Annotated in this window: 19 protein-coding genes and 1 pseudogene; 9 read left to right on the forward strand and 11 right to left on the reverse strand. The window is 67.2% G+C overall.

Annotated features, from left to right (window positions below; translation table 11 throughout):
- The first annotated feature begins 63 nt into the window (after window positions 1-63).
- Complete coding sequence (locus OHA03_RS43955; protein WP_267009495.1) at window positions 64-519, forward strand: Hsp20/alpha crystallin family protein; 456 nt, start codon at window positions 64-66, stop codon at window positions 517-519.
- 133 nt (window positions 520-652) lie between these two features.
- Window positions 653-3,337 carry a cation-transporting P-type ATPase gene (locus OHA03_RS43960; protein ID WP_267009496.1) on the forward strand — a complete coding sequence of 895 codons (2,685 nt, stop codon included), beginning with the start codon at window positions 653-655 and terminating at the stop codon, window positions 3,335-3,337.
- A gap of 144 nt (window positions 3,338-3,481) precedes the next feature.
- Here the strand turns inward: OHA03_RS43960 and OHA03_RS43965 are convergent, their stop codons facing one another.
- The 6 genes from OHA03_RS43965 to OHA03_RS43990 all read right to left on the reverse strand — a co-directional run bounded on the left by OHA03_RS43965 (window position 3,482) and on the right by OHA03_RS43990 (window position 8,426).
- A complete protein-coding gene (locus OHA03_RS43965; protein WP_267009497.1) occupies window positions 3,482-4,357 on the reverse strand; it encodes a universal stress protein in 876 nt (291 codons plus the stop codon).
- 138 nt (window positions 4,358-4,495) lie between these two features.
- The gene (locus OHA03_RS43970) at window positions 4,496-5,122 is read right to left on the reverse strand and encodes a CBS domain-containing protein (protein ID WP_267009498.1); all 627 of its coding nucleotides are present in this window, start codon (window positions 5,120-5,122) and stop codon (window positions 4,496-4,498) included.
- A 12-nt stretch (window positions 5,123-5,134) separates the two neighbouring features.
- Window positions 5,135-5,728, reverse strand: coding sequence for a CBS domain-containing protein (locus OHA03_RS43975; protein WP_267009499.1), 594 nt, complete (start codon window positions 5,726-5,728; stop codon window positions 5,135-5,137).
- A 250-nt stretch (window positions 5,729-5,978) separates the two neighbouring features.
- Window positions 5,979-6,665, reverse strand: a complete 687-nt coding sequence (locus OHA03_RS43980) for a CBS domain-containing protein (RefSeq protein WP_267009500.1) — start codon at window positions 6,663-6,665, stop codon at window positions 5,979-5,981.
- Window positions 6,666-6,693: 28 nt separating this feature from the next.
- Window positions 6,694-7,563 (reverse strand): universal stress protein, encoded by an 870-nt coding sequence (locus OHA03_RS43985; protein WP_267009501.1) that lies wholly within the window; start codon window positions 7,561-7,563, stop codon window positions 6,694-6,696.
- Between the two features lie 128 nt (window positions 7,564-7,691).
- On the reverse strand, window positions 7,692-8,426 hold the full coding sequence (locus OHA03_RS43990) for a CBS domain-containing protein (RefSeq protein WP_323181390.1): 735 nt from the start codon (window positions 8,424-8,426) through the stop codon (window positions 7,692-7,694).
- A gap of 239 nt (window positions 8,427-8,665) precedes the next feature.
- On the opposite strand from OHA03_RS43990, the gene OHA03_RS43995 reads away from it, so the two are divergent.
- The 3 genes from OHA03_RS43995 to OHA03_RS44005 are packed head-to-tail and all read left to right on the forward strand — an operon-like array spanning window position 8,666 to window position 13,079.
- Complete coding sequence (locus OHA03_RS43995) at window positions 8,666-9,568, forward strand: universal stress protein (RefSeq protein WP_267009502.1); 903 nt, start codon at window positions 8,666-8,668, stop codon at window positions 9,566-9,568.
- Window positions 9,568-10,425 carry a universal stress protein gene (locus OHA03_RS44000; RefSeq protein ID WP_267009503.1) on the forward strand — a complete coding sequence of 286 codons (858 nt, stop codon included), beginning with the start codon at window positions 9,568-9,570 and terminating at the stop codon, window positions 10,423-10,425. Before OHA03_RS43995 ends, OHA03_RS44000 begins: the two co-directional genes overlap by 1 nt.
- A 35-nt stretch (window positions 10,426-10,460) precedes the next feature.
- Entirely contained in the window at window positions 10,461-13,079 is a 2,619-nt protein-coding gene (locus OHA03_RS44005; protein ID WP_267009504.1) for a cation-translocating P-type ATPase, read from the forward strand.
- Window positions 13,080-13,112: 33 nt separating this feature from the next.
- Here the strand turns inward: OHA03_RS44005 and OHA03_RS44010 are convergent, their stop codons facing one another.
- The 3 genes from OHA03_RS44010 to OHA03_RS44020 all read right to left on the reverse strand — a co-directional run bounded on the left by OHA03_RS44010 (window position 13,113) and on the right by OHA03_RS44020 (window position 17,566).
- On the reverse strand, window positions 13,113-15,065 hold the full coding sequence (locus OHA03_RS44010) for a multicopper oxidase family protein (RefSeq protein WP_267009505.1): 1,953 nt from the start codon (window positions 15,063-15,065) through the stop codon (window positions 13,113-13,115).
- A gap of 385 nt (window positions 15,066-15,450) precedes the next feature.
- Window positions 15,451-16,074, reverse strand: coding sequence for a CBS domain-containing protein (locus tag OHA03_RS44015; RefSeq protein WP_267009506.1), 624 nt, complete (start codon window positions 16,072-16,074; stop codon window positions 15,451-15,453).
- Window positions 16,075-16,219: 145 nt separating this feature from the next.
- Window positions 16,220-17,566, reverse strand: a complete 1,347-nt coding sequence (locus tag OHA03_RS44020) for a nicotinate phosphoribosyltransferase (RefSeq protein ID WP_267009507.1) — start codon at window positions 17,564-17,566, stop codon at window positions 16,220-16,222.
- A 194-nt stretch (window positions 17,567-17,760) separates the two neighbouring features.
- On the opposite strand from OHA03_RS44020, the pseudogene OHA03_RS44025 reads away from it, so the two are divergent.
- Window positions 17,761-17,922, forward strand: a pseudogene (locus OHA03_RS44025) (universal stress protein); the annotation flags it as partial.
- On the opposite strand, the gene ppk2 reads toward OHA03_RS44025, so the two are convergent.
- Complete coding sequence (ppk2, locus tag OHA03_RS44030) at window positions 17,911-18,732, reverse strand: polyphosphate kinase 2 (protein WP_267009508.1); 822 nt, start codon at window positions 18,730-18,732, stop codon at window positions 17,911-17,913. The pseudogene OHA03_RS44025 and the gene ppk2 overlap by 12 nt on opposite strands.
- Before the next feature lie 33 nt (window positions 18,733-18,765).
- Complete coding sequence (locus OHA03_RS44035) at window positions 18,766-19,281, reverse strand: hydrogenase maturation protease (RefSeq protein ID WP_267009509.1); 516 nt, start codon at window positions 19,279-19,281, stop codon at window positions 18,766-18,768.
- A gap of 177 nt (window positions 19,282-19,458) precedes the next feature.
- On the opposite strand from OHA03_RS44035, the gene OHA03_RS44040 reads away from it, so the two are divergent.
- The 3 genes from OHA03_RS44040 to OHA03_RS44050 are packed head-to-tail and all read left to right on the forward strand — an operon-like array spanning window position 19,459 to window position 21,910.
- Window positions 19,459-20,619: a 4Fe-4S dicluster domain-containing protein gene (locus OHA03_RS44040; RefSeq protein WP_267009510.1), complete on the forward strand. Its 1,161-nt coding sequence runs from the start codon at window positions 19,459-19,461 to the stop codon at window positions 20,617-20,619.
- Window positions 20,616-21,074, forward strand: a complete 459-nt coding sequence (locus OHA03_RS44045; RefSeq protein ID WP_267009511.1) for a Crp/Fnr family transcriptional regulator — start codon at window positions 20,616-20,618, stop codon at window positions 21,072-21,074. Before OHA03_RS44040 ends, OHA03_RS44045 begins: the two co-directional genes overlap by 4 nt.
- Window positions 21,074-21,910 (forward strand): FAD/NAD(P)-binding protein, encoded by an 837-nt coding sequence (locus OHA03_RS44050; RefSeq protein WP_267009512.1) that lies wholly within the window; start codon window positions 21,074-21,076, stop codon window positions 21,908-21,910. Before OHA03_RS44045 ends, OHA03_RS44050 begins: the two co-directional genes overlap by 1 nt.

A 21,910-nucleotide genomic window follows, 5' to 3' on the forward strand; every position in this document is an offset into this window, starting at 1 on the left:
GCGACTGAAACTGAACCCGACACCGCGGAAAGCGCCGCCAAGGCGCTGGAGACGGAGGACACCATGTCCGGAACCCAGATGGAGCGCAGGCGTCACCTCTTCCCCGACCTCATGGACTGGTTCGGAACCGACTTTCCCCGCATCCCGATGTGGCGGCCGATGTCCGGAGTCCACCTGATCCCGATCGAGGTGACCAGCCAGGAGGGACAGTACGTGCTGCGCGCCGAGCTCCCCGGGATGGACCCCACGAAGGACATCCACATCACGGTCGAGGGCGACACCCTCACCGTCAGCGCCGAACACACTGAGAGCAAGGAGGAGAAGGATCACTCGGAGTTCCGTTACGGCTCCTTCCACCGCACCGTTCGCCTGCCGGCTCAGATTCCGTCCGAGGGGGTCGAGGCAGAGTACGAGGACGGCATCCTCACGGTGCGCGTAGCGATGGAGCCTGACGTACCAGACACGGCACGCAGCATCCCCGTCAAGAGGGCCACAACCAACGGTGACGGCGAGTCGTGACGGATCGGCAGGTGCGGCGGTTGTTCGACTGTCGTGCGAACGAGCTGCGACGCGCTGCTGATCCACCGCACGGCGACTGGCACGTCGGACCCCCGCTGGGCCGACCGGCCGCGGCGGGGGCCGGGAGCGGAAGATGACCGAGGCCGACGCCACCCCACACACCACCGGCCAGGGTCCGCTACTGAGCCCCGACCCACTGGAGCCCCTGCCGTTGTTGCGGCGCGAACTTGGCACAGGGGCGAGCGGCCTTTCCGCACGGGAGGCGGCCCGCCGCCTCGCCGTCTACGGTCCCAACGAGGTCCGCCGCAAGGCGAGGTCATCCTTGGGGCGTGAACTCGTCCGGCAGCTGGTCCACCCGCTCGCCCTGCTGCTCTGGGCGGCCGCGGCGCTGGCGTTCGTCGCCGACATCCCGGTGCTCGGTTGGGCCATTGTCGCCGTCGTCATCGTCAACGCGGGGTTTGCGCTCCTTCAGGAGCGGCAGGCCGAACGGGCGGTGGAGACTCTGGCGAAATACTTGCCCGAGCAGGCCTTGGTGATCCGGGACGGCCGCCCGTCGGCCGTAGCGGCGAGGAACCTGGTGCCGGGCGACCTGGTCGTTCTCGAGGAGGGCGTCAAGGTCCCCGCCGACGCACGTCTGGCCAAGGGTGGGATCGAAGTCGACCTGTCGATGTTGACCGGCGAGTCCGCGCCTGCCGAACGCATCGCCGGTCCCGGACTCGTCGGGGCACCACTGCTGCAGGAGCCCAACCTCGTCTTCAGTGGCACCACGTGCACGGGGGGCCAGGCGCGGGCGATCGTGTTCGCCACCGGCGACCACACGGAGCTCGGACGCATCGCCGCGCTCAGCCAGCGCACCCGTCGTGACGCCAGCCCCCTGGAGAAGCAGGTCAAGAAGGTCGCCTGGCTCATTGCCGCCGTAGCGGTCGCGATGGGCGTCGTGTTCCTGATATCCGGTGTCGCCGTGGGGTTGCCGCTGACCGACTCCCTCATGTTCGCGATCGGCCTGCTCGTCGCCAACGTGCCCGAGGGTCTGCTGCCGACCATCACTCTTGCACTCGCCGTCGGCGTACGCGTACTCGCCCGCCAAGGGGCTGTGATCAAACGCCTGAGCGCCGTGGAGACGCTCGGATCGACAAACGTCATCTGTACCGACAAGACCGGCACCCTCACCCAGAACCGTATGAGGCTCCAAGCAGTGTGGACGCCGGAGCACGGTAGGGACAACGGCCCCTGGGCGGGAGCGCTGGCGCGAACCAGCGCACTGTGTACCACCGTCACCCGCGACGCCGAGGGCGAACTGCACGGAGATCCTACGGAGATCGCTCTGATCGAGGGTGCCGCGGCCCACGGTGCTCCTGTCGACCTCGACCAGCGGGACACCAGGCGTCACGCCCTCTTCCACTTCGACCCACGGCTGCGCCTGATGTCGGTCGTCCAGGGTGACGAGGGGCAGGATCTGCACGTCATTGTCAAGGGCGCACCGGAATCGGTGTCCCGCTTCCTGTCCGACGGTCGCGGTGCGGCGGCGTTGGCTGCAGCGGATGAACTCGCGCACGACGGCATGCGCGTGCTGGCGGTTGCCGGCCGTGAGGTGTTCTCAGGTTCTGAACTGCCGGTTCGGCGCCAGGACGCGGAGACAGACTTGCGGCTCCTGGGCCTTGTCGGCCTGTACGACCCGCCACGGCCCGAAGTCGCGGACGCTGTCCGCCGCTGTCACGAGGCTGGACTCCGCGTTCACATCGTCACCGGCGACAATGGGGCCACCGCCGCAGCAGTAGCCCGAGAAGTGGGCATCGGGGAACCGAGCCTGCACGTGGTGGCGCAGTCCGAGTCGATCGGCGACCACGAACTCGACCAGGTCCTGGCACACGGGAACGCTGAGGTCGTCTTCGCGCGCTCCTCACCGGAGACCAAGCTGAAAGTGGCCGACACCCTGCGCGCCCACGGTCAGATCGTCGCCATGACGGGCGACGGTGTCAACGATGCCCCCGCCCTCCATCGCGCGCACATCGGTGTCGCCATGGGCCGCTCCGGCACTGATGTCGCCCGTGAGGCGGCCACCATGGTGCTGACCGACGACAACTTCGCCACCATCGTCGATGCCATCGAGTCGGGGCGTCGGGTCTACGACAACGTGCGCAAGTTCATCGTCTACATTTTTGCCCACCTCACCCCCGAAGTCGTCCCCTTCCTGGTCTTTGCACTCTCTGCCGGTGCCGTACCACTGCCGCTGACCGTGCTGCAGATCCTGGCCATCGACCTTGGCACCGAGACTCTCCCGGCGCTCGCACTCGGCCGCGAACGAGCCGAGCCGGGTGTCATGAGCCGCCCACCACGTCCGAGTTCGCAGGGAGTGATTTCCCGCGACATGCTTCTCCGCAGCTGGGGCCGACTCGGCGCGGTCTCCGCCGCTCTGATCATGACTGCCTTCTTCTATGTGCTGTGGCGGGCGGGTTGGCACCCCGGCAGTGCGACCGGCCCCGGCACTGCGCTGCATCACGCGTACATCACCGCGACCACCGCCACGTTTGCCGGCATCGTCACCTGCCAGGTCGGCACTGCGATGGCCGCCCGCACCGACCACGCCGCGCTGCGAGACATCGGCCTGTTCACCAACCCTCTGCTCCTGGCCGGTATCGCCTTCGAGTTGGCCTTCACCGCAGTACTCGTCTATGTGCCGCTGTTTCAGGGGATGTTCGGTACGGCCGCCCTGCCCCTCGACGTCGTCGCTCTGATTGCCACCTTCCCCGTCCTTGTCTGGGGCACGGACGAACTGCGGCGCTGGGCCCGACGCGCACACCGAAAAGCACAGTCCTGACGCATCGTCCGGAGCTTCGCGTGCTCGCACGGCGTGTCCGTTGACGCTGCCAAGAACGTGAGGGGCTACTCATGCGGTCATGCGTGCCCGTTTCGCCCGCCGTGCAGCCCACCACAGTTTGCCGAGCTGCGGCGCTCCGGGACCCTACTCGTGAGCGATGACGGCGACGGGTGCGGTGGCGTGATGGAGGATCGCGTGAGTGATCGGTCCGATGTGTGCGCCGATCGAGGAGCGGCGGATGCGACGGCCGACGACTATGAGGCCTGCTTCAGAACCTGTCTCCAAGAGTTGCTCGGAGGCACGTCCGACTGCCACCTGTGCATCGATGTCGACCGTCGGATACTTTTCTCGCCAGGGCTTCAGCATGTCGTCCAGGCCGGTGTTCAGGCTTTGAGTGATCTGCGCATTGACTTCCGGGTTGTACGCGGATCCGGACCCCGCCAGTGGGGGAAGCATCCAGCTGTGCAGAGCACGGAGTGTGCAGGCCCGCCGTGACGCCTCGTCGAATGCGAATGCGAGGAGAGCGTCGCACGGTCGACTGATGTCGATGCCCACGACGATGTCGCGGTCCATGTGCCGCCCATGGATGTGCGGCGTCGCGTCCTCTGCCGCGCGCACCAGGACAATGGGCCGCTCCGTGGCCTGGATGACCGCCATGCCGACGGAACCGAGGACGAATCCCGTGAGGGTGCCCAGTCCTCGGGAGCCGAGGACGACCATGCCCGCGCTCGCTGCCACACCGACCAGCGAGTCAGCCGGCCGACCATCGAACGACTCAGTGATGATGTCCAGTTGGGGGTGTTCCTCTCGAAGCTCGTCATAAGCCTCGCGCAGGAGGGCCTCCGTCCACCGGCGACGCACATCGGAACTGGCGGCCGGGATGGCGGGGGGCGCCGACCATTCTTCGGCATGGACAAGGTGCAGCTGCGCGCCGCGCAGGAGCGCCTCCCGAGCGGCCCAATGGGACGCCGCGACGCTTTCCGTGGTTCCGTCGAGGCCGACGACAATGCGTTGGTTCATGATGGCCTTCCGCGGATAGGGACTGGCTTGCGGTTGCGGGATTCGCCGCCCCCGTACATCTGGATGAGGTGTTCCATTGAGGTGACGACCGCGGTGCTCATGAACTCGGGTACGTGTCGATGTGCCACGGGTCTCCTCCTACCCCTGGGTGTCCGTCCGTGCATCGACCGGTATGTCGTCCCGCTCGTAGTTGAGCCGATTGATCACGTCCACGACTCCGTCGACGCTCCGGCACAGACGCAGGATGACGGGGACGAGGCTTCGCCGTCTCACGGTGCCGCTGAGGGTCACGAGACCGTCGGCGACCTCGACGGTCAGCGACGAGGGGCTGAGCCGGAGTGTGTGCGTCAGGACGTCTTCGAGGATCTCTTCCTGGATTGCGTGATCCCGGCGCAGGAAGAGTTGTAGGAGGTCGCTGCGGCTCAGGACGCCGATCAGTCGGCCTTCGCCGTCGACGACGGGCAGTCTCTTGACCTTGTGCTTCTCCATGACACGGGCCGCGCGGACGACGTTCCACTCGGGCGTCGCAGTGATCGCCGGGCGATTCATGAGATCGACGGCGGTGTTCGCGCCGCCCCTGGAGCTGCGACTGTGGAGCAGGTCGGCTTCGGAGACGACGCCTACGGGACGTTCGTCCTCGTCCACGACAGGCACGGCAGTTATGTCGAACTCGTCGAGGAGCCGGGCGATTTCCTTGAACGTGGTGCCGCGCTGGACGCTTACGACCGTCGGCGTCATCAGGTCGAAGACTCTGCGATGCCTCATCGTCCCTCTCCTTCAGGCGGGGACTTCGACGTCGAGCCGGGCCGTGACGTCCACGACTCCCGGCACCGTGCGCGCGACACGTACCAGCACGTCGTTGAGCAATGGGTCGGGGATGCAGCCGTCCAGGCGGACGGCACCGTCGGACACCTGGACGTGCACGGTCGCCGAGCCGGCCGGGATGAGCTCAGCCATGATCAATTCACGCAGTTCCTCGGCGATGTCCTCGTCCGGGCGGAGGTAGATCTTCAGAAGGTCACCCCGGCTGACCAGGCCGATCAGGCGGCTGTCGTCGTCGACGACGGGCAGCCGCTTGAGGTGGCAGCGGGCCATCAGCCGAGCGGCACCCGCGATGCTTGCATTCCGGGTAACCGTCACGGCGGGTACGGTCATGAGTTGACCGGCGGAGACGGCGCGGGACTCGTCCCCACCTTGTGCTTTGAGCAGAAGGTCTGCTTCGGAGACCACGCCAACGACTTGTCCCTCGTCCGTCAGGACGGGCAGAGCGCTCATCCGCCATTGCCGCATGGTCTTCACGATGTCCTTGAACGGCGCTGTGCGGTTGACCGAGATAACGGCATGCGTCATCACGTCATCGACGGTACGCATTTGTTTCATGATTCCTCCGAGAACGAACGGCCCTGTATGTCCCAGCGTCGGCAGCGTTGTCTGCCGGCGGTAGGACCACCCGGGGTCCACAGGGGACTGTTCGGCCCTGTTGTCCTGACGCAAACGGTGATTTCATGAAATTGACGGAAAGAGTCATTGCGAGGATGCGGAGAAGCGGCTGGCGGCCGTGCACCGCACAATCGGGAACCGCGAGAAGCGGTCGGCTCTTTCCGTCCCATGGTGTGAGTGCTCAGCGGTCGTCTGTGTCACGCGCTGAATCCGGGGGCAGGTCCTCCACGGCGTATTCGAGGTACTGGTCGACGCTGACGACACCATCGACGGAAAGGGACAGGTGTTCAATAATCGGAATGGTTGAGTGTTCCTCGACCCTGCCGCTCAGGGTGACGACCCCTTCCTGCACGGTTACTGTCACGCCCCCTGGCGTCATCCGGAGAGTTCGGCCCAGCACCTCGTCGACGATCTCATCGTGTATGGCGTCGTCGCGGCGGAGCATGGGCCGCAGCAAGTCGGACCGGCTGACGATGCCGATGAGTGTTCCTGTGTCGTCGATCACCGGAAGCCGTTTGACCCCGCGCGCGTTCAGGAAGCGGGCTGTTTCGACGATGCCCCAGTCAGGCCGGGCCGTCAGCACGGGCATGGACATCAGATCGCCGGCTGTGCGGGCGTCCATGATGCGGCGGTCCACAGCGGCCGTCTCGCGCATTTGGTCACGGCCCTCTGTGTCCGGCAGCCCGGCTTGCCTGCGGAGCAGATCGGCTTCGGAGATGATGCCGATGGGGTGATGACGGGTGTCCACGACGGGCAGAGCCGACACATCGTTGTAGTCAAGGCTCCAGGCGACCGACTTGAGTGTCGCCTCGGGGCTGGCCGTGGCCACGTCCCGGGTCATGACTTCGGAGACAGTGCGGTGCAACATGGTCCGATTTCCCTTTCGTTCGGGGCTGTCAGCCGTGGGCTACGACAGCCACGGGGGCTGCGGCATGATGCAGGACGGCATGCGTCACCGGCCCGAGATGCGCACCCAGAGGGGACCGGCGAAGGTGCCGGCCGACGACGACGAGGTCCGCGCCCGCCGATGCCTGGATGAGGTGAGGACCCGCCGGTCCCATGAGCGCGACCTGGTCGACGTTCACCGACGGGAACTTGCGGCGCCAGGGCTCCAGTAGTTCGTCGAGCATCTGCGCGACACTCCGACCTGCTTCCCGTTCGTTGTCGGGGTCGACGTTGGGGAAGGACCTATAGGCGCGAGGAAGCTTCCAGCTGTGAATCGCCCGCAAGGCGCAACTGCGGCGGGCGGCCTCTTCGAAGGCAAAGGCCAGAACTTTGTCGGGTGCTTCGTGGATGTCGACCCCCACGATCATCTCGCCGTACCGGGTCGGCTCGGCGTCCTCCGGTCCGTCCGCCACCCGTACGAGGGTCACCGGCGTTTCGGTGGCTACAAGGGTCGCCGTGCCCACCGTGCCGACGAGGAAGCCCAGCAGGCTGCCCAAGGAGCGAGAGCCAAGGACGAGCAGGTCGGCACCGGCTGCTTCGACGGCCAGGGCGGCGGCCGGCCTGCCGGAGAGGTACCGGGTGGTTATCTCCAGATGCGGGTGCCGACGCCGTACATCCTCCAGAGCCGCGGCGAGCGCCTCGTCGGCCCATCGACCGGCCGTGTCGCAGTCCAACCGCGGAACGGCTGGACTGATGGGCCAGTCGATGACGTGGACGAGCCTCAGCGGGACCTCCCGCAAGGACGCCTCCTGGGCACCCCAAACGGCGGCCGCCCGGCTCTCGGGGGAGCCATCGACGCCGACGGTCACGAGGTGCTTCATGCCGCAAACCTCCCGCTCGCAGCTCTGCTGTCATCCACTCTCAGTGTGGCCCGCGGGCCAGGAGCGGAGGAGGGGCCATGTGGCCCGTTGCGGGGCCGATCAGCCCCTCTGTGTCCTGGGCATGCGTCTCACCGCTCTCCGGTCAGCCCATGCGCGACATACTGTGGGGGAGCGGGTACGGGGTCATCGGCATGTGCAGTCACATTGCCCATGACCGCGACCACCCCGTCGAGTTGTTCGGCAAGGCGTGTCAGGATCGCAATCTGGCTCCGGTTCTCCAACCGGCCTTCCAGAGTGACAACGCCATCTATCACATGGACGGCGACCGCGTCGGTTTCGAGCCCCATCGTGCCCACAACTACGTCCTCGATGATGCGTCGTCGTATCTCCGCGTCGGGTCGCAGAAACAGGCGGAGCAGATCCCGTCTCGTGACGATGCCGACGAGCCGGTCCTCGTCGTCTACGACCGGGAGTCTCTCCACGCCGCGGCGTGCCATCAGCCGGGCGGCGTCCGGAGCGGTCTCCTCCGCGCGGACAGTTACCGCCGGCGTTGACATGACCTCAGCAGCGGTGACTTCTGGGCCCAAGGAAGGGACCGTGGTCCAAGGGGCGGCGTCAGGAGCGCCGCTTCTCATCGGATGTCCCGCCGCCTGCCGGCTCAGCAGGTCGCTCTCGGAGACCACGCCGACAACCCGGTCCTCGTCGTCGAGCACGGGCAGTCCGCTGATGTTGTGCTGTGCAAGCAGCTTCGCGACCTCCTTGAAGGAGGTGACCGAGAGGACCGAGACGACCTCGTCGGTCATCAGGTCGCCCACTTTGATGTGCTTCATGGAGGCACCTCCTGCCGTCTCGCCGACCCGCACGGACGTAATGCCGGAGGTCGTTCAGAGACCACGATCCGCCGAGCCGTACCGAAGTGAGGAGGGCCGAATGGGTCTCAGCCGGGACCGGTCGGACCCGGCTCGGGTGTTCGGGCAGGGCAAGATTCCCTCTACAGGGACCATTGGGCCCCGGGCGGTCCTGAGCGGCCCTCTACATGCGGGGCCCCGCGGTGCCAGCGTGAGAGTTGACCCTTTTTGCTGGCTCTCGGTGAGGAGGAACCATGGAAGGCACCACTGGCAGCCTGGATCTGGGTGCCGTCATCGTCGGCGTCGATGGTTCCAAGCCGGCCCGGCGGGCAGCGTTGTGGGCGGCGGCCGAGGCTGCACGCCGTGACAGTCCGCTGCACATCGTCCACGCGGCCGACACGGACAGCCGGTTTCTCTACCTTTCAGTGGAGAGCATCGAGCGTGTACGCAACGCGGGCCATGAGCTGCTGCAGGACACTGCCGCCGCGATCAGGGACCAGTATCCCGGCGTGCACATCACCACAGAGCTCAGCCGCAGTTCCGCCGCCCCCAGCCTGCACCGAACCGCCGGCCTTCGCGGAACTGTCGTGGTGGGGAACCGGGGTCTCGGCGGGTTCGAATCCCTGATGCTCGGATCCGTCGGTCTGAAGGTTGCTGCAGGTGCCACGACGCCCGTGATCGTGGTCAGAGGTGTTGAGAAGGGGGGCGAGGCCGGGGTAGTGCTCGCCGCGGTCCGTGACGAGCACGACGGCGAATGCGCCCGGTACGCGGCACGCGAAGCCGAGCTCCGCCAGGCATCGCTGCGGCTTTTGCACGTGTGGAACGTACTCGAGTCCGCCGGACTGGCCGTGACCATGCTCGACGACGTCGAAGGAATCGCCGGCGAACAGGTTCACCAACTGACGGCTGTGGCGGACGGGATCCGCGATGAATTCCCGGCCCTGACCGTGCAGGCGGATGCTGAGGGAAGTCTCACCGTGGCCGGAGTTCTGGTCGACGCATCCCATCACGCGGATCTGCTGGTGATGGGCGGGCGGCGGTCGCCCGGTTACATCGGACGCACCCTTGGACGGACGACGCACAGTCTCCTGCACCACGCGCACTGTCCGGTGCAACTCATTCCACGGCACGGTCCCGGTCACGGGAGTGAGTCGTGATGGGCGCAGCTGAACGCCGCGAGCTCGTCGTCGGCATCGATCCGGCCAAGGATTGGCACCTGCCATTGGCCTGGGCGGCGGACGAGGCCCATCGACGCGGGCTGGAGCTTCGGCTCGTAGTGGCCGTACCTCCACAACACGACACGCAGCATTGCGATGACGGCCCGCGCAGAATGTCCATGCTCCAAGCCGGGTCGAACGCTCTCGATGCAGGTGCCGACTGGGCCCGGGCGCGCCATTCGCAACTGCAGCCGGTCACCCATCTGCTCGATGGCTTGCCGGCTTCCGTGATTGCCCGACTGTCCGAGCAGGCCCGGATGATCGTCCTCGGATCCCGACACCTGAACCGTACGGCGGAGTACTTCAGCGCCGGCTCCCTCGTCGTCCCTGTCACCGCCCAGGCACGTTGTCCCGTGGTGGTCGTGGGCGATGCGGAGCACGTCACCCAACAGCCGACTTACCTGGTCGTGGGAATTGACGGCAGCGAGTCCTCGAAGGCGGCGCTGGGGCTGGCGTTCGAGGAGGCCGACTTCCGCGGGGCTGCACTCCGCGCCGTCTCGGTGTGGCAGCCGCCCGTGATCACGCTGCACGACGCGAAGGCCGCCGTGCAGGCTCAGCGACGGATGCTCTCCGAGACCACAGCAGGCTGGTCGCTGAAGCACCCGGACGTGCACCTGGCCCACGAGGTGCCGACCGGACATCCGGTGGAGGAGCTCGCCAGGGCTTCCGAGCACGCCTTGGCTGTCGTCGTGGGCCGCCGCGGCCGGGGCGGCTACACGGGCATGCGGCTCGGCTCAGTTGTCCACGGACTGCTGCACCGCGCGCACTGCCCGGTGATCACAGTTCCCCTCGTGTGAAGCCTCATCGTGACGACCACCACGGACGCGGACGAGTGCCAGTAGAGGAGCCCGGCGGGCTGAGCGGGGCGGAGGCCGAGCGCCGTCTGGCCGAGCACGGCCGCAACGAGGTGGCAGAGGTGCGCAGCGCACCTCTGTACAGCCGAGTCATTGCGCAGCTCGGTGATCCGCTGATCATGGTGTTGCTCGGTGCGGCACTGCTGACGATTGTGATCGGCGACCACGCGGATGCGGTGGTCATCGGTCTGGTGATCGTCTTCAACACGACGGTGGGGGTCGCGCAGGAGATCCGCGCCGACCACGCCGTGGCAGCCCTGTCGGCGATGTCGGCACCGAGCGCTCGTGTTCTGCGGGACGGCTCAGCACGCGAGATTGCCGCAGCGGTTGTGGTGCCCGGCGACGTACTGCTGCTCGGCGAGGGCGACATCGTCGCTGCCGACGCAGAGCTCATCGAGGCATCCGCCCTCCTCATCGACGAATCCATGCTTACCGGGGAGTCCGTCCCTGTCGACAAGGATGCCGGTGCGCCACTGGGTGCCGGGACTGTCGTGGTCCGCGGACGGGGCGTCGCGACGGTCACAGCCATCGGCGCCGGAAGTGCGCTCGGCCGTATCGCCGCACTCCTCGACGGCGCACGCGAGCCGACACCACTACAGCGCCGTCTCGCCTCCCTGGGGCGCATCCTGGCTGCCGTCACGCTGGGACTCTGCCTGGTGGTCTTCGTCCTCGGGCTTGCACGCGGCCTGCCGGCCGGCACCATGGCCGTGACGGCGATCAGCCTGGCCGTCGCGGCGGTCCCCGAGTCCCTGCCGGCCGTCGTGACCCTCGCGCTGGCACTGGGTGCCCGGCGTATGGCGGCCCGGCACGCCGTCGTACGCAGGCTCCCGGCCGTGGAAACGCTCGGCTCCGTGATGGTGCTGGCCACCGACAAGACCGGAACCCTCACCGAAGGCCGCATGGTGGTCCAGCACGTATGGACGCCGCGGCTCGGGGCAGATTTTTTCGGAGTGGGTTACGAACCGTACGGAGACATCCAGGTCGATGGCAGGCAGCCGACGCCTGCTGAACTAGGCCCCGTACGGGACCTGCTGACGGCGGCGTCGTTGTGCAATGACGCCGCCCTGCGGCCACCGCAGGATCACACCGCCCAGGAGGACCGGTGGACTTCGGTCGGTGACCCCATGGAAGCCGCTCTCTTGGCGGCAGCAGCCAAAGCGGGTTGTGCGGATCAGGCGGAAATCAGGCGGCTGTACCCGAGGACGTGGGAAGCGCCGTTCGACAGCCTCCGCAAGCGCATGACCACGGTGCACCGAATGTCTTCAGGTGCTCTGCTGGTGTGCTTGAAAGGCGCGCCGGAAGTGGTCCTCGATGTGTCTGTGCTCGCCGACCGAAAAGACGTATTGATGGGCGCGCGACAACAGGCGTCGATCCTTGCTTCCCGCGGGTTCCGGGTGCTCGCCGTGGCGTCCACCGAGCGGTGGAACGAACCGAGCAGCGCGGCCACAGCTGAGACGGGCCTGCGGCTGCTGGGCCTCGTCGCCATCAGCGATCCCCCGAAACCAGCGGCGGCCGCCACTCTCGCCGCCTGCCGTGCAGCGGGGATTACACCAGTCCTCATTACGGGCGATCACCCCGCCACAGCACGCGCGGTGGCCGCTCGCGTGGGACTCATTGACGGAGACAGCGGTGACGAATCGGTGCTCAGTGGCGCTGATCTGGCATCGGGGCGCGTGGTCGACCTCACCACAGCACGGGTGTTCGCCCGGACGAACCCGCAGCAGAAGCTGGATATCGTCGACGCCTGGCGTACTCGAGGCGCGGTCACGGCCATGACCGGCGACGGCGTCAACGACGGCCCTGCCCTGCGCCGGGCCGACATCGGCGTGGCGATGGGGAAGCGGGGAACGGAGGTCGCACGACAGGCGGCCGACCTCGTCCTCACCGATGATGACCTGTCGACCGTGGTCGCGGCCGTCGAGGAAGGCCGGCGCGTCTACGACAACATCCGGCGCTTCCTCGTCTATGGCCTGGCCGGCGGTGCTGCGGAGATCCTCGTCATGCTGGTCGGTCCCCTTGTCGGACTCCCGCTGCCGCTCCGGGCCGGCCAGATCCTGTGGATCAATCTGCTGACCCATGGTCTGACGGGTGTGGCCATGGGCGCAGAGCCGGCCTCCCCGGACGCCATGCACAGGCCACCGCGGCCACCCGGCCAGCACATCCTCGGCGCCGGAGCTTGGCAGCGCCTCCTCACGCTGGCCACGGTCGTCACCGCGGTCTGTCTGGCGGTAGGCGTTGTCGCACGTGCCTGGGACCTTCCGTGGCAGAGCGTCCTGTTCCTGTCGCTGCTCGGCGCGCAACTCGGCGTCGTCTTGGGCTTGCGGTCGCGTCTGCTGACCCGGCAGAACCTCTTCCTCCCCCTGGCTGTACTCGCGTCCGCCCTGCTGGCGCTGGCGGCCCTGTACGCTCAGCCGCTGCGGTCGGTCCTGGAGACCGAGCCGCTCGGTTGGTCCGGGGTCGCGCTTGCGACGGCCGCCTTCGTGAGTGGCTATCTGGCCGCTCGGATCACACGAAACGCATTCCGGGAGAAGAAGGCCGCGGCGGCGAAGTCAGAGACTGGTGCGAGCCTGTCAAGAACCCGTCCGTCACCGCCATAGAGCGATGTCTGGGTAAAGCGAGGCGTTCCGCGTTCAGGCAGGGCCGACACGGTACGGCCGCATCATCTCGTTGTCCTCGTGTTCCAGCATGTGGCAGTGCCACACATACTGTCCGGCCCGGTCGAAGGTGGCCTTGACCCGGGTGATGGCGTGCGGATAGGCGATCACCGTGTCCTTGAAACCGCTCTCCCCGGGCTCTGGCGGTCTTGCGCTGTGCCCGGTGCTCTGCCGGTCGACGACCTGAAACTGAACCTCGTGGATGTGGATCGGGTGGGCATCGCCGGTGGAGTTATGTATTTCCCAGATCTCAGTCGCCCCGAGTGCCGGGTTCTCCGTGATGGGATCACTCCATCCCATGGGGGTCCGCTTTCCGTGCCGGTCCACGGTGCCGAGCATCACCACGCGGGGACCCACACCCGACAGGACCGCGGAGTTCTGCTCCTGCAACGAGACCTGCCGCGTGTGGCTCGCTGGACCCAGCGGTTCGAACGGCGGGAGGGCGAGGCGGGCGGGGGGTACGGTCCTGTCCGGCGTAGCGAGCGGTCGCGCCACCGTGAATTTCATGACCTGTCCAGTGGTCCCGGGTGCCGCCGGCCGGAAGTCTGTGCCCGCTCGCCCACCCTTGAACGGCTCGTCGGGGCCCTCGTTGATGAGGTACAGATCAGTGCCGACCGGGATCGAGGTGAAGTCGACGATGACGTCGGCGCGTTCGGCCGGGGCGGTGAGCAGTTGGTCGCGCTGCACAGGTGCGGGCAGGAAGCCTCCCTCCGAACCGATCTGCCAGAAGGGGAGCACCGGGGCTGCGGGACGAGCGGCCATCGGGTCGGTGACGATCTTCAAGATCAGGAAGCGTGCGTTGCAGCCGTTGAGAAACCGCAGGCGGTAGCGGCGCGGCTCGACGGAGAGAGCGGGCCAGGTACGGCCGTTGGTCACCATCGTGTTGCCGAAGAACTCCGGGTTCCAGATGGGGGAGATGTCACTGCCGGGGATGTAGGGACCGGTGAAGTGGTCGAAGGATGCGCGACTCGCCGGGTAGAACAGGCTGCCGTCGGTGGAGAACGACCGGTCCTGGATGACGACCGGGATCTCGTAGTAGTGCCTCCCCGGGGGGGCACCGAGCTTTGGTGCCGGCCCCGGAAGCACACCGCTCGGAAGGTCGGCAGGCCCGCCACGCAGGAGGTAGAAGCCCGCCAGCCCCGCGTAGACGTTCAGCCGAGTGACCCCCAGGGCATGGTCATGGAACCAGGAGGTGGCGGCTCGCTCCTGGTTGGCGTACTGGAATACGGCGGTTCCTGGCTCCCAGGCTGCATTGAACTGGTCCTCGAATATCATCTTGAACTGTTCATAGAAGGAGCCCACCCGTGCATATCCGTCGGGGATGTCGGATGCACGGGGTAGATACCACGCCTCGGGGTAGCCGTCGCTCTCCTGCGTGTTGTGCCCCCCGTGCAGGTGGGTCACGATCGGCACGGGCCCGGTATAGGGGCCGGGTGTCGAGGTGAAGGTCGGTCGGGCATCACGCCATGAAATGCCGCCTTCAGGGTTGGCCCAGTGCAGTGTGGGGTCTACCGGCAGCAGGTGCGGCAGATGGTTGCCGTGGCGGTCGAGCAGCTGGTTCACCCACGTGACCTGTATGGCCCGGCCGAAGGTCGCCTCGACGGTGCATGACGGGTAGGCGAAGCTTCCCGGATGCCGGGTCGACCCGTACCCCCACACCGTCGTGGCAGGCATACCGGCCGGCAGAATTTGCTGCCGAAACTGCCGAACACCGATCGTGTAGTGATCGACGTGTCCTGCCTCGTCCCTCTCGGCCCAGGGCATGACTGACGGGACGGCGAGCTCGGTGACGTACTTGTCGATTGTCGTCGGGTCCAGGACGCGACTGGGGAACCCCAGCCAGGCCGGCGTGGAGGCCGGCCCGGCTGGGAGGAAGAGGCAGGTTCCGCCGCCTAGGCCGGCCTTGATGAATTGACGCCTTGTGGCCATCTGAGTCCTCCTGGACACGGCCCCCCATCGGCTGTAGTCCCAGAAACCGTTCCAGTGTTTCGGACACAACGAAGAAGAGCCACTCGGAACGTCGCGGGCCGAGGTCTTCGTGCAAGTGCAGCGTTTCAGGTCGCCCGGATCTCCACTCCGTGGCGTTCACGGCGCATCGCCTACGACTGTGGCGACAGTCGGCTTGATAAAGGAGACTGGTACGGCCCGGCCACGTTTCAGCAGCAGCTCAGTCACGACACCGTCCCCGCAGCGTGGAGGTCGAGTGTGCACTGCGCCGGAGGAACTTCACTCAGTCGATACCCCTGCTGAGTCGCGACCACCCGCACGGCGGAGCCGGACCGGCTGCTGCAGGACGCAGAGCCTGGAGGGAGCTTCAGACAAGCTCCATGCGCACGTCCACGACGCCTTCGACCGCGCGAATGGCCCGAGCGAGAAGCGGCACCAGAGAACGGTTCTGGAGAGGCCCTCGCAGGGTGACGACACCATCCAGCACCGAGAAGTCCAGCTCGACCGGGGGAACGAGCTCCGCGACAACAGCGGAGCGGATCTCCTCGTCGATCTCCTCGTCCGGGCGCAGGAACACCTTCAGTAGGTCGCTGCGGCTCACGACACCCTCCAGCATGCCGAGGCTGTTCACGACGGGCAGACGCTTCACCCGCTTGCGCGCCATGATGCGGGCGGCCTCGGCGAGCGTGGCATCGGGGTGGACGGTGACGGCGGGACTCGACATCAGCTCGTCGGCCAGCACCGCGTCGGCTTTGGATGCCTCCTCGAGCTGGTCGGGCAGCTTCGGCTCATCCTGCCGGAATTCCTCCTTCGGCAGCAGGTCCGCCTCGGAGACAACCCCGACGACACGGCCCTCGCCTTCAAGTACCGGCACTGCGCTGACCTTCCACTGGTGCATCAGCTCGACGATCTCCTTGTACGAGGCCTCGCGGCCGATGGCCACGGCCGTGTGGGTCATGACGTCGCTGACGATGTACCGAGATGCAGTCATGGGGTGCTCCTCGGGCGGGGCTGTTGCGGCGGCGTTCATCACGGACAACTGCTGCTGCCGTGAGGGGCGTAAAGGACAGAGTGAATCCGACAGACCTGCAATCGGTCGGCGAGAGCAATGGCTTGCGCGTGGTGGCGAGATCGAATCAAATGACTTCGCCCGCGTCCCTTATCAGATTCTTCTTGATATATCCGCGGACATGTGCCGCGAGTGAGCTGAGGAGCCCTGAGAGTTCCGCCTTCGGCGCGACGGGCGCCCATATGGTGCGAGCCCCGGGCGGCAGCGCCGCGAGGTCAGCGGCGAACCTTCGCCGGGCTGTGTCCAGCTGTGTGCGTTCCGAAACACGTCGGCCCTCCCGCATGACCGACTCCAGCAGCGGGACGCCGTCCGGAGGCGGCGGTTCGTCGATGAGAGCTATGAGATCCGCGTATCCCGGCCTTCGGAACACCTGCTTGCGCCCTGGCGCCGTCACCTTGGCCGAAGAAAGCTTCATTACCGGCCGACCGTCGTACTCGACCAGCTTGTACGCGGAATCCAGGTAAGGGGCATCCGCGGAGACGCCAATCCGGGTCCCGACGGCGTACGTATCAATCGGCGCTCCGGAGCCGACCAGACTGTCCACGGCGAACTCGTCGAGACCACCGCTCGCCACGATGCGGGTCTCCTGTAGATCGGCGGCATCAAGGATCGTTCGAGCCTGTACGGCCAGGGCTCCGAGGTCACCGCTGTCCAGCCGTATGGCACACCCCGGACCGAGCCCCAGATCGCGCAGCACGCGCGCCGCCGTCGCCACGCCAGTCACGGTGTCGTAGGTGTCCACCAGGAGTGTCACAGGGCCTGGATGGGACCGGGCGAAGGCCCGGAACGCGTCCTCCTCAAGACCGAATGCCTCGATGTACGAGTGGGCCATCGTGCCGACTGCGGACAGGCCCTCGGCGTGAGCCGCCGCCACATTGCTGGTTCCGGCGAAGCCGACCATGGCACCCAGTCGAGCGGCCCGGTGTCCGGCTTCAATGCCATGAGTGCGCCGCAGGGAGAAGTCCACCACCTGGTGTCCGTCGGCGGCCAGGACGCACCGGGCGCATTTGGAGGCGATGGCGGTCTGGTGGTTGAGCTGGTTGAGTACGTAGGTTTCAACCAGTTGGGCCTGCGGAAGTGGGGCAGTGATTTCCAGCAGGGGTTCGCCGGCCAGCACGATGCGCCCTTCGGGCACTGCCCGGACCTCACCACTGAATTCCAGGCCGAGCAGTGGTGCCAGATCCTCGGGCCGTCGTCCCATCACAGAGGCGAAGACGTCCACGTCATGCGCGTCCACACGATAGGCGGAAAGGAAGTCGAGGACTGATTCCAGCCCGGCACAGACAAGAAATCCGCGGTCCGGAGGCAGGTTGCGCACGAACAGACTGAACGTCGCCGCACCGGTCATGCCCTCGCTCAGATACGACTGGGCCATCGTGACCTCGTAGAGGTCGGTGCTCGTGGCATTCGACATCGACGGCACCTTCCCGCCTTGTACGGTTCACGCGCCTGGCTGCCTGCTTCCTCCCCCTCCACTATCGGCCTCCGGCGCCCCGAGGGCCACCCAGGCGCCAGCCGGCGCCCAGCGAGCCGCGTGCCACCGTTGCTGCAGCAGAGGGGCACGTCATGGGTGCGGCCCAGGCGGATCGTGAAGTGGCCTTCTTGACAGCTGTAAAAGTACTCGCCCAGGGCTCGGCTGCCGCGGACCTGATCGTCGTCGGAGCGCCTCGCCGCCGCGGCCACCTCGGTCTCCAGCTCGACAGAGTCGTAGATGCCCTGCTCCACCACCGTCCTGATCGTGTGGGGCGCCTTCCCGCCTCACTTTTTTAGTTCTGAGGCGTGGTCGGGGACGTACGTCTGAAGGTCCCTCGGCGGCCGTTGGTATCCGGTGGCCGGTGGCCGCCGAGGGATTTCGATCACCGGTGGAGCGACTGTTTCGTACGGCACGGATGACAGAAGATGGGCGATCATGTTCAGCCGAGCCCGGCGCTTGTCGTCGCTCTCGACTACGTACCAGGGAGCCTCCGAGATGTCCGTATGGACGAACATCTCGTCCTTTGCACGGGAGTAGGCCTCCCAGCGGGTGATCGATTCCAGGTCCATCTGCGAGAGCTTCCATCGACGGGTGGGATCCTGCAGCCGGCGTCGAAACCGTTCCTCCTGCACGGCGTCACTCACCGAGAACCAGTACTTGCGCAACAGAATGCCGTCCTCCACCAGCATCCGCTCGAAGATCGGGCACTGGCGAAGGAACCGCTGGTGTTCCTCCATGGTGCAGAAACCCATGACGCGCTCGACGCCCGCGCGGTTGTACCAGCTCCGGTCGAGGAGGACCACTTCCCCTGCAGCCGGAAGATGCTCGGTGTACCGCTGGAAGTACCACTGGCTGCGCTCGCGCTCGGTGGGCTGCGGCAGCGCGACGATGCGTGCTACCCGGGGATTGAGGTGTTCAGTGACGCGTTTGATCGTGCTGCCCTTGCCGGCCGCGTCACGTCCCTCGAACACCACGACAAGCCGTGCGCCTTCGGCCCGTACCCACTCCTGGAGCTTCACGAGCTCGGTCTGGAGTCGGTACAGCTCCGGCTCGTACAGCGAGCGCCGCAGCTTTCCCGGCTTCCCTGTGCCTTTCTCGTCTGCCATGGGATGACGTTACGGAGGGGACCACGCTCGAAGTCAAGCGTCAGCGCCGAACGTGCCGGCAGAACCCACGTGCAGCGCGATTTCTTCCGCGATCCATTCGGTGAGCGGCTCCACGATGGCTGCGACGGGTGCTGACAGGCCAGTGCCCAGGCTGCTGTCGGCTCCCTCGATGGCGTAGACGACCAGTTGTCCAGGCAGGCGGTCCAGTTCACGGGCGAGTTCGACGGCGTCGCCGAGCCCGAGCCCGTGGGAACTCGTCGCACTGCCTGTCTGCGACAGCTGCCCATCATCCAGTTTCAGGCGATGTAGCCGACCGGGATGCCCGGGGTGTGCGTGTGCGGCGTCCACCACGATGGCGAGGTCGGCGTCTTCCCACAAGGTGATCAGGCGGGCGGGGTCGCCGTCGCACACCAGAAGGGCGGTCGCACTCGGCAGTGGCCGTTCCGCGGCTCGTTCTGTCAGCCGGGCCACGACGGCCCAGCCCACACCGTCGTCGTGGCGGAACTCGTTCCCGACGCCGATGACGGCGATCCGCGTAGTGAGGTTCACGCGCTTACCCCTTCCCTCCGGACAGGCTCGCCCGTTGTACCGAGTCCGCGCGGGGGGCGTACGGGGTGACGGACACAGCCACCTGGACCACACAGGGGCCAGTCGGCCCATGCCGGGCAGCAGGTCCGTGCGCATACTGGCCGGGAAGGCATCATCGACGGCGTCGGAAGGTTGGCGATGGCGGACGACGGCGGCACGGCCGCGGTGATCGGCAAGGACGGTCTGGACGCGCTGATCACGGTCCTGGCCGGGCGTGGCCGTACGGTCGTGGGACCGACCGTCCGCGACGGGGCGATCGTCCTGTCCGAGATCTCCAGCGGTGCGGAACTCCCCTACGGCTGGGGAGTCGAGTTGGAGGCAGGCGTCTACCGGCTGCGTGCCCGCGAGGACGGCGCCGTGTTCGCGCACAGCGCGGGCCCTCAGTCCTGGAAGACGTTTCTGCACCCGCCGCGGGAGCGGCAGTGGACAGCCGATCGCGGTGCCGACGGTGAGCTGATGGTGACCGAGGAGCGGACATCACCGTCGTCGTACGCGTTCCTCGGCGTGCGCCCCTGCGACCTGCGGGCCATCGCAATTCAGGACCGGGTGCTGACCGGCGGGAAGTACAACGACCCGGCGTATCGTGGGCGTCGTGAGCGGGCCTTCTTGGTGGCGGCGGAGTGTACCGAGCCGGGTGCCACCTGCTTCTGCGTGTCCATGGGGACCGGGCCGGCCGTGGGGCCCGGCTACGACCTGGCGCTGACCGAGGTGCTCGATTCCGACGGCCACCGCTTCTTGGTGCGGATCGGGAGCGAGGAGGGAGAGTCGGTCCTGGCCGAGCTGCCCCACGGTCCCGCCGATGCCGCGACTCGGACCGCGGCGAGCGAGCGTGTCGCCGACGCGGCGGATCGCATGGGCCGCAGCATGCCGTTGGTGGACCTGCAGGTGCTGATGCGCGAGACGCTCACAGCCGAGCGTTGGGACGACGTCGCGGCCCGCTGTCTGACCTGCGGAAACTGCACTATGGTCTGCCCGACCTGCTTCTGCACCACCACCGAGGACGTCACGGACCTCACCGGTGAACACGCCGAGCGGTGGCGGCGCTGGGAGTCCTGCTTCGACTTGGATTTCTCCCACCTGCAGGCGGGTCCGGTCCGCAACTCCTCGCGTAGCCGCTACCGGCAGTGGGTCACCCATAAACTCGGCACATGGTACGACCAGTTCGACAGCTCCGGGTGCGTCGGCTGTGGGCGCTGCATCGTGTGGTGCCCGGTCGGTATCGACATCACGGAGGAGGCCCATGCGCTGAACCTGGAACGGGAGGCCGCCCGGCACGAGCCGGGGGAGGGCCCGCAATGACCGTTGCTCGCCACGGGTTTCTCGGGGCCCTGTCGCCCGGCCACCGCGAGCGGCTGGTCTCGTTCGCCCACGATGTTTCCTTCCCCGGTGGCACCCGCATCTTCGACGAGGGCGGTGTCGCCGACCGGTTCTGGATCATCCGTTCCGGGCTCGTTGCGCTCGACGTTCATGTTCCGGCCCGGCGCGAGGCAGTCGTGGAGACCCTCGGCGAAGGCGATCTGCTGGGCTGGTCCTGGCTGTTCGAGCCGTACCGCTGGCACCTCGGCGCGCAGGCCCGCAGCGCCGTGTCGGCGTCAGAGTTCGACGCGGAGCGGGTCCGAGCCGCGTGCGAGAAGGATCCGTCGTTCGGCCTGGCGTTGACCAACTGCGTTGCGCAGGTGATCGCACGGCGGCTGAAGTCCACCCGAATCCGCCTGCTCGACCTGTACGGGCCCGCCGACGCCGGTGAGTCGTGATGACGGCTTCCGCAACATTGACTGCTCAGCCGGGAACCGTCCCTATTCCGTACCGGGTGGTGGAACGCGAGGCCGAGACGCCCGACACCGCCACGATCTTCCTGGAACCGGTCCGCTCGGCCCTGCAGCCCTTCACTCCTGGGCAGTTCGCGATGGTGTACGCCTTCGGCGTCGGCGACATCCCGCTGTCGGTCTCCGGGATCGACGGGCACCGGTTGACGCACACCGTCCGCACGGTCGGAGCGGTCTCCGGCGCGCTGCACAGGCTGCGGCGTGGTGACACGGTCGGAGTGCGCGGACCGTTCGGCACCGGCTGGGAACTACCCGCCGCAGTTGGGAACGACCTGCTCGTCGTAGCTGGAGGTATCGGTCTGGCGCCGCTGCGCCCACTCGTACGCGATGCGCTCGCCGCCCCCGAGCGTTACGGACGGCTGAACGTTCTCATCGGAGCGCGCACGCCCCACGAGCTGCTCTACGCCGAGGACGTTCGCGGCTGGCAGTCGGCTGCCCGGGTCTTGACCACCGTGGACCGCGCGGACCCGCTGTGGCAGGGCGAGGTCGGCGTCGTCACGACCCTGCTCGACCGGGTCGCCTTCGGTCCCGCAGCGTCGGCGGCGTTCATCTGCGGCCCCGAGCCGATGATTCGCGCCACCGCCGGCGAACTGGTGCACCGCGGCGTCGATCCGGAGGTGATTCGGGTCTCGCTGGAACGTAATGTGCACTGTGCCACTGGCCACTGCGGGCACTGCCAGCTCGGCCCCCTCCTGCTCTGCCGCGACGGCCCCGTCGTCAGCTGGAGCAAGGCCCAGCGCCTCCTCATGGTCAGGGAGTTGTGA

This window comes from Streptomyces sp. NBC_00154 (assembly GCF_026342835.1).
Classification (GTDB): Bacteria; Actinomycetota; Actinomycetes; order Streptomycetales; family Streptomycetaceae; genus Streptomyces.